A 12,789-nucleotide genomic window follows, 5' to 3' on the forward strand; every position below is an offset into this window, starting at 1 on the left:
GGCACGGGCCGCTCGACGGGGAAAGGGGGCTCGCCGGGAAGGGCGGGAACCGGAGGCGGGGCGTGACGCCCTAGGACATTCGCCGAACCACGAGATGGACTCCCTCGACCGCGCTTGCCGCAGACCTTGCTGTCGTGCGGCCTGGTCATCACCCGGGGCACCCCGCCACGGAAGGAGGGTTGCCGGACAGCGGGCCGGGGCCGTGGTCGCTGTCACTCGTGACCTGGCCGCGAGTATGCCACATCCCGCGCGGCGGGTGCGACCGCGCGGACGGGGACGGGCCCCGAGGTACGTACCTCGGGGCCCGTCCGGCGAGTCCGGCGCGTCAGGTGGGGCCTACGCGTGGCTGGCGGCGACCCATCGCTCCAGGGCGGCCCGGGCGGCGCCGGAGTCCACCGACTCGGCCGCCTCGGCCATGCCGGCGGCCAGCCGCTCGGCGAGCGTACGCCCGTCGTCCGCCGGCTCCAGCGCCACCAGGGCGGCGGCCGAGTTGAGGAGGACGGCGTCCCGCACGGGGCCCCGCTCGCCGTCCAGCAGCCGGCGGGCGACGTCCGCGTTGTGGGCGGCGTCCGCGCCGCGCAGCGCCTCGATCGGGACGAGTTCGAGTCCCACGTCCCGGGGGTCGAAGGACTCCCGCCGCACCTGGCCGTCCCGCACGATCCAGACGGTGGAGGTGCCGGTGGTGGTCAGCTCGTCGAGTCCGTCGTCGCCGCGGAACACCAGGGCGGAGGTGCCTCGTTCGGCCAGCACGCCGGCGAGGATGGGCGCCATGCGGGCGTCGGCGACACCGGTCGCCTGGGCTCGCACCCGCGCCGGGTTGGTCAGCGGGCCGAGGAAGTTGAACGTGGTGGGCACGCCCAGCTCGCGGCGGGCGCCGGCGACGTGCCGCAGCGCGGGGTGGAACTTGACGGCGAAGCAGAAGGTGATGCCCGCCTCCCCCGCGACCTCCGCCACTCGTCCGGGTGAGAGCTCCAGGTTGACGCCGAGTTTCTCCAGTACGTCCGAGGCGCCGCTGGCGGAGGAGGAGGCCCGGTTGCCGTGCTTGACGACGGTGGCTCCGGTGCCGGCGACGACGATCGCGGACATGGTGGAGATGTTGACCGTCTTCGCCCGGTCGCCGCCGGTGCCGACGATGTCCACGGTCGGGCCGGGTACCTCGATGGTGTTGGCGTGCGCGTACATCGCCCGCACCAGGCCGGTGACCTCCTCGACCGTCTCGCCCTTGGCGCGCAGCGCCATCGCGAAGCCGGCGATCTGCGCGTCGGTGGCCTCGCCGCGCATGATGCGGTCCATCGCCCAGCCGGTCGCCCCGGCGTCGAGGTTCCCGCCGGCGAGCAGCGTGCTCAGGATCCCGGGCCAGGAGCGGTCCGCCACGGTGTCGCCTCCTGCGGGGGTAACGGCGCTCATCGCTCACGCTCCTGGTGGTCGTTCCGTGGGGTGGTGGCCGGCGGCTCGTACCGCCGTGCCGGTGGGTCGTCCCGCCGGACCGGCAGGTTCGTGCCGCCGTGCTCCGGCAGCAGCCACCCTACCGAGGTGGCGGAGACGGCGCTGGGCCCCGTCCGGGTGTCGGACGGGGCCCAGGCTGTGGCGACCTTCTGCGGAGTACCGGGCGCTGCCCGGTGGGCGGTCAGTGGTGGCCGTGGCCGCTCTGGATCGCCTTGTACTCCTCGGCCGTCGCCTTGGGGATCTGGCCGCTCGGGCCGAAGTAGCCCTGGCTGATCTTCACCCGGAGCTTCTCCAGGCGGCCGACCTTCCGCTCGACGCCGTTCTCGTCGACGGCGGGCGGCAGTTCCGCCGGCTTCGGCTGGTCGTGCTGCGTGAGGTAGTGCAGCTGCTCCGGCGAGAGCGGCTCGTGGACCTCGACGAACTCACCGTGCGGCAGGCGCTTGATGATGCCCGTCTCGCGGCCGTGCAGCACCTTCTCCCGGTCCCTGCGCTGGAGGCCCAGGCAGATGCGGCGGGTGACGATGAAGACGAGGACCGGCACCACGAAGAAGCCGATGCGCACGAACCAGGTGATCGCGTTGATCGACAGGTCGAAGTGGATCGCCCAGAGGTCGTTTCCACCGCCGACCAGCATCACGAAGTACCAGCTGATCCACGCGGCGCCGAACGCGGTGCGCGTCGGGGCGTTGCGCGGGCGGTCCAGCAGGTGGTGCTCCCGCTTGTCCTTGGTGACCCAGGCCTCGAAGAACGGGTAGACCGCGATCGAGGCGAGCACCAGCGGGAAGATCATCAGCGGTACCAGCACACCGAAGTTCAGCGTGTGCCCGGTGGGGATGACCCACTCCCAGCCCGGCATGACACGGATCAGCCCCTCGGAGAAGCCCATGTACCAGTCGGGCTGCGCGTTGGTCGACACCAGGTCGGGTCGGTAGGGGCCGAGCACCCAGACGGCGTTGATGGTGAACGTCGCCGAGATGATCGCGATGAGGCCGAAGACCAGGAAGAAGAAGCCGCCCGCCTTGGCCATGTACACCGGCATCAGCGGGAAGCCGACGACGTTGTTGTTGGTGCGGCCGGCACCCGGGTACTGGGTGTGCTTGTGGTAGAAGACCAGGATCAGGTGCGCCACCACCAGGCCCAGCATGATGCCCGGCAGGAGCAGCACGTGGAAGGTGAAGAACCTCGGGATGATGTCCGTGCCGGGGAACTCGCCGCCGTACAGGAACATCGCCAGGTAGGTGCCGACCAGCGGGACCGCGAGGATCGCGCCTTCCATGAAGCGGACACCGGTGCCGGAGAGCAGGTCGTCGGGCAGCGAGTAGCCGGTGAAGCCGGTGAACATGCCGAGCACGAGCAGCAGGAAGCCGAAGAGCCAGTTCAGCTCGCGCGGCTTGCGGAACGCGCCGGTGAAGAACACCCGCATCATGTGGACGAACATCGCGACCAGGAAGATCAGCGCCGCCCAGTGGTGGATCTGCCGCATGAGCAGACCGCCGCGCACGTCGAAGCTGATGTCCAGCGTCGAGGCGTACGCCTCCGACATGATCACGCCCTGCATCGGGACGTAACTGCCGTGGTAGTGCACCTCGGCCATGCTCGGCTTGAAGAACATGGTGAGGTAGACACCGGTCAGGATGATGATGATGAACGAGTAGAGCGCGATCTCGCCCAGCAGGAAGGACCAGTGGTCGGGGAAGACCTTTCTCAGGTTCTTCTTGGCACCCTTGTAGATGCCCAGGCGTCCGTCGGCCCAGTCGGCGATCCGCTCGCCGCCCGGCGCCTTGCTCCGGCCGCTCGCGTTGGTCTTGCTCATCCGCGCTCCCAGAAGCTCGGGCCGACGGGCTCGGCGAAGTCGCCTCGCGCCACCAGTTCACCCTCGTCGTTCACCGTGATCGCCAGCTGCGGCAGCGGGTGGCCGGCCGGGCCGAAGATCACGCGCGCGCCGTCGGAGAGGTCGAACGTCGACTGGTGGCAGGGGCACAGGACGTGGTGGGTCTGCTGCTCGTAGAGGCTGACCGGGCAGCCCACGTGCGTGCAGATCTTGGAGTAGGCCACGATGCCCTCGTGGGACCAGTCGAGCTCCTGCTTGTCCTTGATGTCGCCCGGCTCGAGCCGGACGAGCATCAGGGCGGCCTTGGCGATCTCCCGGTGGAAGTCGTGGCTGCCCTCCTCCAGGCCCTCGGGCTTGGCGAAGGAGAGCGAGCCGACCGTGATGTCCTCCGGCCGCAGCGGCTCGTTGGTGTTCATGTTGATCAGCTTCAGGCCCCTGCGCCACATGGTGTGGCGCAGCTTGTCCTCCGGCAGCGGGCCGAGGTCGCGCAGCAGCACCACACCGGAGAGCGGCACCAGGGCCAGCGCGCCGAACATGGTGTTGCGGATCAGCTTGCGCCGACCGAGACCGGAGTCCTCGGCGCCCTTGGCGAAGGTCGCCAGCGCGGCGGCCTTCTCGTCCGGGGTGCTGTCGATCGGGTGCCGCTCCTGGACCAGCTCGGTGCCGTCCATCAGCGTGCGCGACCAGTGGACCGCGCCGACGCCGATGGCGAACAGCGCGACGCCCAGGCTCAGCCCGAGGGAGAAGTTCAGCGCGCTGATGTGGCCGAGCGGCCACAGGTAGAAGATCTTGTCGATCGGGAAGACCACGAACGACACGATGAAGGCGACCGTGGCCAGCATCGAGATGGTGAAGAACAGGGCGACGACGCGCTCGGACCGCTTGGCGGCCCGCTCGTCGATGTCCTGGATGCGCGGCTCGTGGTGCGGGAGTCCCGGGTCGGCGAACGGGTGCTTCTCCAGTTCGCCGCCGGCCGCGGTGTCCTGCGTCTCGGGCAGGCTCTTGTCGTCGTCAGACACGTTCTTCTCGGATCCGTGTTCGCTACTCATGACTTCCTGGCCTTGGCGTTCCGGGCCGCGACCCAGACGGTGATGCCGATGAGGAGGGCCAGGACGATGGTCCAGGCGAAGAGGCCTTCACTGACCGGGCCGAAGCCACCCAGTCCGTAGCCGCCCGGGTTCTCCGTCTCGGAGGTGTTGACCTGGTCCAGGTAGGCGATGATCTGCCGCTTCTCCTTCTCGGGCATGATGCCCTCGGGGAAGGACGGCATCGCCTGGGAGCCGGTCTCCATGACCTCGTAGATGTGCTTCGGATCCACGTCGGCCAGGTTGGGGGCGTACTTGCCCTTGGTGAGGGCGCCGCCCTCACCGGTGAAGTTGTGGCACTGGGCGCAGTTCTGGCGGAACAGGTCGCCGCCGGCGGCGATCTCCTCGCCCGTCAGGCCCTTGATGCTGTACTGCTCGGGCTTGGGAATCTCGGGTCCGGCACCGAGCGAGGCGACAAACGCGGCGAGCTGCCGGGTCTCCTCCTCGGTGTAGACCTTGGGCTTCTTGGGCGCCTGGGCGCCCGGCGCCTGCATGGGCATGCGGCCGGTGCCGACCTGGAAGTCGACCGAGGCGGCGCCCACGCCGACCAGGCTCGGCCCGTCGGAGGTTCCCTGGCCGCCGGTGCCGTGGCAGCTGGAGCAGCCGACGGCGAAGAGCTTCTTGCCCTCCTCGATGTCGAGGGAGAGGTTCGACTGCTCGGCCTTGGCCTGGCCGGCAGGAGCGAACGCGGCGTACAGCCCCCCGGTGGCCGCCAGCGCGAAGAGTAGAACGACGATCGCCGCCAGCGGATGGCGCCGTCGTGCGGAGAGCTTTTTCACGGATTACCCCGGTGTCAGGATCTTCTGCGTCGATGCTTCTGGCAGTGTCTGTGGTGGTCCGGCGTCCGCCGGTGCTACTTGATCAAGTAGATCGTGGCGAAGAGGCCGATCCAGACGACATCGACGAAGTGCCAGTAGTAGGACACGACGATGGCTGCGGTGGCCTGGTGGTGGGTGAACCGCCGCGCCATGTACGTCCGTCCCAGGACGAACAGGAACGCGATCAGGCCACCGGTCACGTGGAGGCCGTGGAAGCCGGTCGTCAGGTAGAAGACCGAGCCGTAGGGGTCGGACGAGAGGGTCAGCCCCTCGTGCTTGACCAGCTCGGCGTACTCGTAGACCTGTCCACCGATGAACACCGCGCCCATCACGAACGTGACCACGAACCAGGAGCGGAGCTTCTTCACGTCACCGCGCTCGGCGGCGAAGACGCCGAGCTGGCAGGTGAGCGAGGAGAGCACCAGGATCGTGGTGTTCGTCAGCGCGAACGGCAGGTTGAGCGCTTCTGACTGCTCGGCCCAGTACTCGGCTCCCATCACCGATCGCAGGGTGAAGTACATCGCGAAGAGGGCCGCGAAGAACATCAGCTCGGAACTCAGCCAGATGATGGTTCCGACGCTGGTGAGGTTCGGCCGGTTGACCGACGGGTGCGCGTGCCCGGTTTCTACTGCTGTTGCTGTCGCCACGCCGACATTATGTCGGTCGCTTATTCCGTACTCACTTCGGGGGGTCCCGTTCGGTGTGTTGGGCCGGTGTGCGCTGCGGGAACGGCTGGTCGAACGGCCGCCGACCGGGTGGTTCCAAGCGGTGTCGACGGGACGTGGGAGGGAGTAGCATCCGAGCCGGTGCCCGTGGTGCGCACGGGATCCCCGGGGCCGGGCGGAAGAGCGGACGAGACGCCCCCGGCCCGCGGACCCGTCGGCGCGCCGTGGGTCCTGGACGTTCCGATCACGATCCGACCACACAACGCGGAGGAACGATGCAGCCGACGGCCACGGTGCTGGTCTACAGCGACGACGCCAACACCCGCGAGCAGGTGCGGCTGGCCGCCGGCCGCCGCCCCGCCTCCGACGTGCCGGCGGTGGAGTACCTGGAGTGCGCCACGATGCCGGCCGTCCTCAGCGCCCTGGAGGCCGGCGGCGTCGACGTGTGCGTCCTGGACGGTGAGGCGACGCCGGCCGGCGGCATGGGCATCGCCCGGCAGATCAAGGACGAGATCTTCGACAGCCCGCCGGTGCTGCTGCTCATCGGCCGGGCCACGGACGCCTGGTTGGCGACCTGGAGCCGCGCCGAGGCGGTGGTGCCGCACCCGCTGGACCCGGTGGCCGTCTCGGAGGCGCTGGCCGGGCTGCTGCGCGGGGTGGAGCAGCGCCGGGCCGCCTGAGGGCCCCGGAGGGCTCCCCGCCGGGCCGCCCGAGGGCGGGCCGGCGGGCTCACAGGGAGGGCCGCAGGCGGGCCTTGGCCGCCTCGGGGTGGTCGCCGCCGTTCTTCGCCGGGGCGTGCAGGGCGCTGCCCTCCAGCCACTTCTCCCAGCTCAGGTTCCAGTCGCCGAAGCCGTTGCCGAAGGGCGCCATGTCGGTGCCCTCGGTGTTGGTGTGGGTGACCAGGTCGCCGGGGCGGAAGGTGTTGAAGACCCATTGGGCGTTCTCCGTGCTCATGCCGGTGCAGCCGTGGCTGACGTTCGCCCAGCCGTGTGAACCGGACGACCAGGGCGCGCCGTGCACGTACTCCCCGCTCCAGGTGAGCCTGGTGGCCCAGTAGACCGGCAGGTCGTAGTAGTCGGGGCTGCCGGCGCCGATGCCGATGCTGGTGCTGCGCATCCGGACGAACGACTCCTGCCCGAGCACGACCTTGGTGCCGTTGCGGGTGCGGAAGCCGGCCTTGCCGGTGGTGATGGGTATCGTGCGCACCACCTCGCCGTTGCGGCTGACCGTCATCTCCAGTGAGGACGCGTCGGCCACCGCCTCCACCCGGTCGCCGGTGCGCAGCTTCAGCTTCTGGCTGCGCGCCCCGTAGAGGCCGTCGCGGACCTTGAGGCCGGCCAGCGTGGACTCGACGGTGATGGCGGCGCCGCTGGGCCAGTACTCCTTCGGGCGGTAGTGCAGCTTCTTGTCGTCGACCCAGTGCCAGGCGCCGCGCACCTTCGGGGTCGACCGCACGTGCAGTGCCGCCTCCACGATGCGGCGTTCCTCCGGCCGCTTCACCGCCCGGCTCAGCTCGGCCGTGACGGGCTGTCCGACGCCGTAGGTGCCGCTCTCCGGCCCGAACTCCACCCGGAGCTTCCTGGCCTTGGTGGCGGTCGCGGTGTCGAAGGTGAGGGTGCCGCGCCCGGGGCGCCCGGAGCGGTTCTCGGTACTCACCCGGACGGTGTACGTGGCGCCGGCCGCCAGGGCGCCGGTGCTGCGCCAGCGGCGGCCGTCGGCGGAGAGTTCACCGGCGAGGTGGCGCCCGCGCTCGTCGGTGACGGTCACGTCGGTGAGCTGGCCGTTGTCGCCCTCGGCGGTGATCTCGACGGCCTTCTCCGGGTCGACCGGCCGGCTGTCGGCGGGGGCGCCACCGGCGCTGACGCCGACGTGTCCCGCGGCGTCGTACGGGTCGGCGGCCAACGGATGGGAGGAGCCGCCGCCGCACGCGGTCAGCGACATGACTGGCACCAGCAGGGCGCATCCCAGGGCGGCCCGGCGCGTTCCGTTTGTCCCGTTCCTCATGGCCCCAACGCTAGGGACGCGAAGTCAAGGCGGCGCGCTGTACTGACCCAAAAGGGTCACCCCCGGACGACACTCCGGGGGTGACCCTTGACTGATGCCGAATCAGATGATCAACGGATCACTGGTTCTGGTTCTCGCCGTGGTAGTACTCGAACGTCCAGCCGAAGAGGCCGACGAGGATCACCGGCAGCGCGACCAGCAGCAGCCACCAGCCGAACACGACGCCCATGAACGCCAGGGCGCTGCCCGCGCCCAGCGCCAGCGGCTGCCAGCTGTGCGGGCTGAAGAAGCCCAGCTCACCGGCGTCGTCGGCGACGTCCGCGTCCTTGTTGTCACCGGCACCGGTGTCCACGCGGCGCGCGGTGAACACCAGGTAGTAGCCGAGCATGATCGCCAGACCGAAGGACAGGAACAGGGCCGTGGTGCCGACCGGCTCCTTGGACCACAGGCCGTAGACGATGGCCATGGCCAGCAGGAAGACGCTCAGCCACAGGAACATCTTTCCCTGGATCTTCACTTGCCGGCCTCCTTGCCGTTCGTGGCGCCGGCCAGCTCCGCCTGCGTCTGGTTCTCCGCCTGGTCGAGCGCGGCGATCTCCGGGTGGTGGAGATCAAACGCCGGGGATTCCGACCGGATGCGCGGCAGGGTGACGAAGTTGTGCCTCGGCGGCGGGCAGGCGGTCGCCCACTCCAGCGAACGGCCGTAGCCCCACGGGTCGTCGACCTCGATCTTCTTGCCGTACTTGGCCGTCTTCCACACGTTGTAGAAGAACGGCAGCATCGACATGCCGAGCAGGAAGGAGCTGATCGTGGAGATCGTGTTCAGCGCGGTGAAGCCGTCGGCGTTCAGGTAGTCCGCGTAACGCCGCGGCATGCCCTCGGCGCCGAGCCAGTGCTGCACCAGGAACGTGCCGTGGAAGCCCACGAACAGCGTCCAGAAGGTGATCTTGCCGAGCCGCTCGTCGAGCATCTTGCCGGTGAACTTCGGCCACCAGAAGTGGAAGCCGGCGAACATCGCGAACACCACGGTGCCGAACACCACGTAGTGGAAGTGGGCCACCACGAAGTAGGAGTCGGAGACGTGGAAGTCCAGCGGCGGCGAGGCCAGGATGACGCCGGTCAGACCACCGAAGGTGAACGTGACCAGGAAGCCGATCGTCCAGAGCATCGGGGTCTCGAAGCTCAGCGAGCCCTTCCACATGGTGCCGATCCAGTTGAAGATCTTCACACCGGTCGGGACCGCGATCAGGAAGGTCATGAAGGAGAAGAACGGCAGGAGCACGCCGCCCGTCACGTACATGTGGTGCGCCCAGACCGTCACCGACAGACCGGCGATGGCGATCGTCGCGGCGATGAGGCTGATGTAACCGAAGATCGGCTTGCGGGAGAAGACCGGGACGATCTCGGAGACGATGCCGAAGAACGGCAGCGCGATGATGTACACCTCGGGATGGCCGAAGAACCAGAACAGGTGCTGCCACAGCAGGGCGCCGCCGTTCGCGGCGTCGAAGATATGGGACCCGAACTGTCTGTCGGCTTCCAGTGCGAAGAGCGCGGCGGCCAGGACCGGGAAGGCGAGCAGCACCAGCAGACCGGTGAGCAGCACGTTCCAGGTGAAGATCGGCATCCGGAACATCGTCATGCCCGGAGCGCGCATGCAGATGATCGTGGTGATGAAGTTGACCGCGCCGAGGATCGTGCCGAAGCCGGAGAGCGCCAGGCCCATGATCCACATGTCCGCACCGACGCCCGGCGAGCGGACCGCGTCGTTCAGCGGGGCGTAGGCGAACCATCCGAAGTTCGCGGCGCCGTTGGGGGTGAGGAAGCCCGCCACGGCGATCGTCGAACCGAAGAGGTAGAGCCAGTAGGCGAGCATGTTCAGCCGCGGGAAGGCCACATCGGGGGCACCGATCTGGAGCGGCATGATCCAGTTCGCGAAGCCGGCGAACAGCGGCGTCGCGAACATCAGCAGCATCACCGTGCCGTGCATGGTGAAGAGCTGGTTGAACTGCTCGTTGGAGACGATCTGGCTGCCCGGCCGGGCGAGTTCGGCGCGCATCACGAGCGCCATCACGCCGCCGATGACAAAGAAGGCGAACGATGTGACCAGATACATCGTGCCGATCGTCTTGTGGTCGGTGGTCGTCAGCCAACCGACCACCTTGCTGCCCGGCGCTTTGCGCCGCACCGGCGCCGCGCCCTGTGGCGCGTCGGGCGTCTCAGGGACGCCCTGGGATTCGTTGACGATGCTCACGGGTTGTTCGTCTCCGCATTCTTGGCCGATTCCGCCTGCGCGATGCCCGCCGGGAGATAGCCGGTCTGGCCCTTGCGCTCAAGTTCCTTCAGGTGCTCCTGGTAACGCTCAGGAGAGACGACCTTGACGTTGAAGAGCATGCGGGAGTGGTCGGTGCCGCACAGCTCGGCGCACTTGCCCATGAAGGTGCCCTCCTTGGTGGCGGTCACCTCGAAGCGGTTGGTGTGGCCCGGGATGACGTCCTGCTTCATCAGGAACGGCACCACCCAGAAGGAGTGGATGACGTCCCGCGAGGTCAGGATGAACTGGACCTTCTCGCCCTTGGGCAGCCACAGGGTCGGGCCCGGGTTGTTGTTCTGCGGGTTGCGGGTGCCGGGGGTGCCGTAGTCGTACACGCCCTCCGCGCCCTCCGGGAACGCCGTGCGCATCCGGTCCGGGATGGCGTCGAGTTCCTTGGACTTCGCCGCGTCGCCCGTGGAGGCGTCGCCGTCGACGTCGGCGATGTAGTTGAAGGCCCAGCTCCACTGGAAGCCGACGACGTTGATCACGTGGTCGGGCTTGTCGGTGGTCTCCAGCAGCTTCGCCTGGTCCCGCGCGGTGAAGTAGAAGAACACCGACACGATGATCAGCGGGACGACCGTGTACAGCGCCTCGATGGGCATGTTGTAACGGGTCTGCGGGGGGACCTCGACCTTGGTCCTGGAGCGCCGGTGGAAGTACACGCTCCACAGCGTCAGGCCCCAGGTCAGCACGCCGACTGCGATGGCGGCGACCCAGGAGCCCTGCCACAGGGAGAGGATCCGCGGCGCCTCCTCAGTGACCGGAGTCGGCATACCGAGGCGGGGGAGGTCTTCTGATGTGCAACCGGTAGCGGTCGCCAGGACCAGGCCCGCGGCAAGCGCCTGCGGCAGGATCCGCCGCATCGGGCGCCGCGACGAGCGGTCGGAGCCGTTGGGACTCACGTAGCGCCTTCCCGAGAGTCTCGCCCGCTCGGCCGGACGCGGCCCTTGGTGGCCGGGCGCCGACCCTGGCGCGGGCAGGGTTTGGATGTTTATGCGGACCAAACCCTACTGGACGCTATTCGGGGTCGTGCGGGGAGGGTGGTTAACGCGCCGCGGGTCCGTCCGAAGGGGTGGAAGGCCCTGTTCCGCGGCCTGCTTCGGCCGGCCCGCGACGACCGTCCGGAAGGCCGACACGCCGGCCGTTCCGGGCGGGCGCACGCCTCGGCGTGTCGGCGTGTCGACGTGTCGGGGGCGGGCCGGTGGCGGGGAGTTAGCGTCGTGGCGTGGCTTACTTCGACGCAGCCTCCGCGCTGCCCCCGCATCCGGTCGCCCGTCAGGCGCTGCTCGCCGCCCTGGACGAGGGGTGGGCCGACCCCGCACGACTGCACCGGGAGGGCCGCCGGGCCCGACTGCTGCTGGACGCCGCGCGGGAGAGCGCGGCGGAGTCCCTGGGCTGCCGCCCGGACGAGCTGGTGTTCGCGCCCTCGGGCACCCGGGCGCTGCACACCGCCGTGGCCGGCGCGTTGGCCGGCCGTCGGCGGGTGAGCCGACGGCTGGTGGTCTCCGCGGTCGAGCACTCGGCCGTGCTGCACGCCGCCGACGCCCACCGGGCCGGCGGCGGCACGGTCACCGAACTCGGCGTCGACCGCCTCGGGCGCGTCGACCCGGCCGAGGCCGAGGAGTTGCTGTCCGCAGCGGAGGGTCCCGGCGGGGAGGGGCCGGCCGCGTTGGTGTGTCTGCAGTCCGCCAACCACGAGGTGGGCACCCTCCAGCCGGTGGCCGAGGTCGCCGAGGCCTGCCGGGCGGCCGGGGTGCCGCTGCTGGTGGACGCGGCGCAGTCGGTGCCCTGGGAGGCGCCGCCGGCGGGCTGGTCGCTGCTGGCGGCCAGCGCGCACAAGTGGGGCGGGCCCGGGGGCGTCGGACTGCTCGCGGTCCGCAAGGGGGTGCGGTTCGCCCCCGCTCCCCCGCTGGACGAGCGGGAGTACGGCCGCATGCCCGGCTTCCCCGACCTGCCGGCGATCGTCGCCGCGGCGGCGTCGCTGCGTGCGGTGCGGGCGGAGGCCACCGCCGAGGGCGCCCGGCTCCGGGCGCTGGTCGACCGGATCCGGGAGGCCGTGCCGCGGCTGGTGCAGGACTGCGAGGTGGTCGGCGACCCGGTGCGCCGGCTGCCGCACCTGGTGACGTTCTCCTGCCTGTACGCCGACGGCGAGTCGCTGCTGCTGGGGCTGGACCGGGCGGGCTTCTCCGTCTCCTCCGGCTCCTCCTGCACCTCCAGCACGCTGACACCCAGTCATGTGCTGCGGGCGATGGGTGTGCTGTCCGAGGGGAACGTGCGGGTGTCCCTGCCGCCGGGCACGGCGGAGGCGGACGTCGAGGAGTTCCTGCGGGTGCTGCCCGAGGTGGTGGCCTCGGTACGGGCCCAGCTCGACGCGCCGGGGTCGGATGTCCCCGGCGCGGGCGCCCCCGGTACCGGTGCCGGACCCTCCGACGCCGCGCCGGAGCCGGACAGTCCGGAAACGACCGCGGCCGCCGACTCCGGCACTCCGGGAGCGGGGGCTTCCGAGGCGGGCGTGCCGGACGCCGGCGCCGGGATCCGCTCGGCGGGCGAGGGGCTGACCGTCGACGCGCTCGGCAAGCGCTGTCCGCTCCCGGTCATCGAACTCGCCAAGGTGATAGGGCGTGTAC

11 protein-coding genes and 1 riboswitch are annotated in these 12,789 nt (G+C 70.0%); of the genes, 2 read left to right on the top strand and 9 right to left on the bottom strand.

Features of this window, described 5'->3' with window-relative positions:
* Window positions 1-105: 105 nt before the first annotated feature.
* A riboswitch (SAM riboswitch) is annotated at window positions 106-224 on the bottom strand.
* Between the two features lie 112 nt (window positions 225-336).
* The 5 genes from trpD to ctaE form a co-directional block, all read right to left on the bottom strand.
* Entirely contained in the window at window positions 337-1,407 is a 1,071-nt protein-coding gene (gene trpD / locus GL263_RS11085; protein WP_182855458.1) for an anthranilate phosphoribosyltransferase, read from the bottom strand.
* A 220-nt stretch (window positions 1,408-1,627) separates the two neighbouring features.
* Window positions 1,628-3,259 (bottom strand): cytochrome bc1 complex cytochrome b subunit, encoded by a 1,632-nt coding sequence (gene qcrB, locus GL263_RS11090; protein WP_182855459.1) that lies wholly within the window; start codon window positions 3,257-3,259, stop codon window positions 1,628-1,630.
* Window positions 3,256-4,326: a cytochrome bc1 complex Rieske iron-sulfur subunit gene (qcrA, locus tag GL263_RS11095; RefSeq protein ID WP_182855460.1), complete on the bottom strand. Its 1,071-nt coding sequence runs from the start codon at window positions 4,324-4,326 to the stop codon at window positions 3,256-3,258. Before qcrA ends, qcrB begins: the two co-directional genes overlap by 4 nt.
* Window positions 4,323-5,141 (bottom strand): cytochrome bc1 complex diheme cytochrome c subunit, encoded by an 819-nt coding sequence (gene qcrC, locus GL263_RS11100; protein WP_182855461.1) that lies wholly within the window; start codon window positions 5,139-5,141, stop codon window positions 4,323-4,325. The genes qcrA and qcrC overlap by 4 nt, the downstream gene beginning before the upstream one ends.
* Window positions 5,142-5,215: 74 nt before the next feature.
* Window positions 5,216-5,827: an aa3-type cytochrome oxidase subunit III gene (ctaE, locus tag GL263_RS11105; RefSeq protein WP_182855462.1), complete on the bottom strand. Its 612-nt coding sequence runs from the start codon at window positions 5,825-5,827 to the stop codon at window positions 5,216-5,218.
* A gap of 293 nt (window positions 5,828-6,120) precedes the next feature.
* On the opposite strand from ctaE, the gene GL263_RS11110 reads away from it, so the two are divergent.
* On the top strand, window positions 6,121-6,525 hold the full coding sequence (locus GL263_RS11110) for a hypothetical protein (protein ID WP_182855463.1): 405 nt from the start codon (window positions 6,121-6,123) through the stop codon (window positions 6,523-6,525).
* Window positions 6,526-6,574: 49 nt separating this feature from the next.
* Here the strand turns inward: GL263_RS11110 and GL263_RS11115 are convergent, their stop codons facing one another.
* The 4 genes from GL263_RS11115 to ctaC all read right to left on the bottom strand — a co-directional run bounded on the left by GL263_RS11115 (window position 6,575) and on the right by ctaC (window position 11,064).
* A complete protein-coding gene (locus GL263_RS11115; RefSeq protein WP_182855464.1) occupies window positions 6,575-7,849 on the bottom strand; it encodes a L,D-transpeptidase in 1,275 nt (424 codons plus the stop codon).
* Window positions 7,850-7,967: 118 nt separating this feature from the next.
* A complete protein-coding gene (locus tag GL263_RS11120; RefSeq protein ID WP_182855465.1) occupies window positions 7,968-8,366 on the bottom strand; it encodes a cytochrome c oxidase subunit 4 in 399 nt (132 codons plus the stop codon).
* Window positions 8,363-10,102, bottom strand: coding sequence for an aa3-type cytochrome oxidase subunit I (ctaD, locus tag GL263_RS11125; protein ID WP_182855466.1), 1,740 nt, complete (start codon window positions 10,100-10,102; stop codon window positions 8,363-8,365). The genes GL263_RS11120 and ctaD overlap by 4 nt, the downstream gene beginning before the upstream one ends.
* A complete protein-coding gene (gene ctaC / locus GL263_RS11130; protein WP_182855467.1) occupies window positions 10,099-11,064 on the bottom strand; it encodes an aa3-type cytochrome oxidase subunit II in 966 nt (321 codons plus the stop codon). The genes ctaD and ctaC overlap by 4 nt, the downstream gene beginning before the upstream one ends.
* Before the next feature lie 323 nt (window positions 11,065-11,387).
* Between ctaC and GL263_RS11135 the strand changes: the two genes are divergently transcribed.
* On the top strand, window positions 11,388-12,789 hold a 1,402-nt coding region (locus tag GL263_RS11135), incomplete at its 3' end, for a cysteine desulfurase family protein (protein WP_323379345.1).

Origin of the sequence: Streptomyces durbertensis (genome assembly GCF_014156695.1) — a bacterium.
Classification (GTDB): Bacteria; Actinomycetota; Actinomycetes; order Streptomycetales; family Streptomycetaceae; genus Streptomyces; species Streptomyces durbertensis.

What these genes read in the sequence shown, in the direction of transcription:
- trpD (WP_182855458.1), bottom strand. Translation starts at nt 1,407, where the DNA reads ATGAGCGCCGTTACCCCCGCAGGAGGCGACACCGTGGCGGACCGCTCC.
- qcrA (WP_182855460.1), bottom strand. Translation starts at nt 4,326, where the DNA reads ATGAGTAGCGAACACGGATCCGAGAAGAACGTGTCTGACGACGACAAG.
- GL263_RS11115 (WP_182855464.1), bottom strand. Translation starts at nt 7,849, where the DNA reads ATGAGGAACGGGACAAACGGAACGCGCCGGGCCGCCCTGGGATGCGCC.
- GL263_RS11110 (WP_182855463.1), top strand. Translation starts at nt 6,121, where the DNA reads ATGCAGCCGACGGCCACGGTGCTGGTCTACAGCGACGACGCCAACACC.
- qcrB (WP_182855459.1), bottom strand. Translation starts at nt 3,259, where the DNA reads ATGAGCAAGACCAACGCGAGCGGCCGGAGCAAGGCGCCGGGCGGCGAG.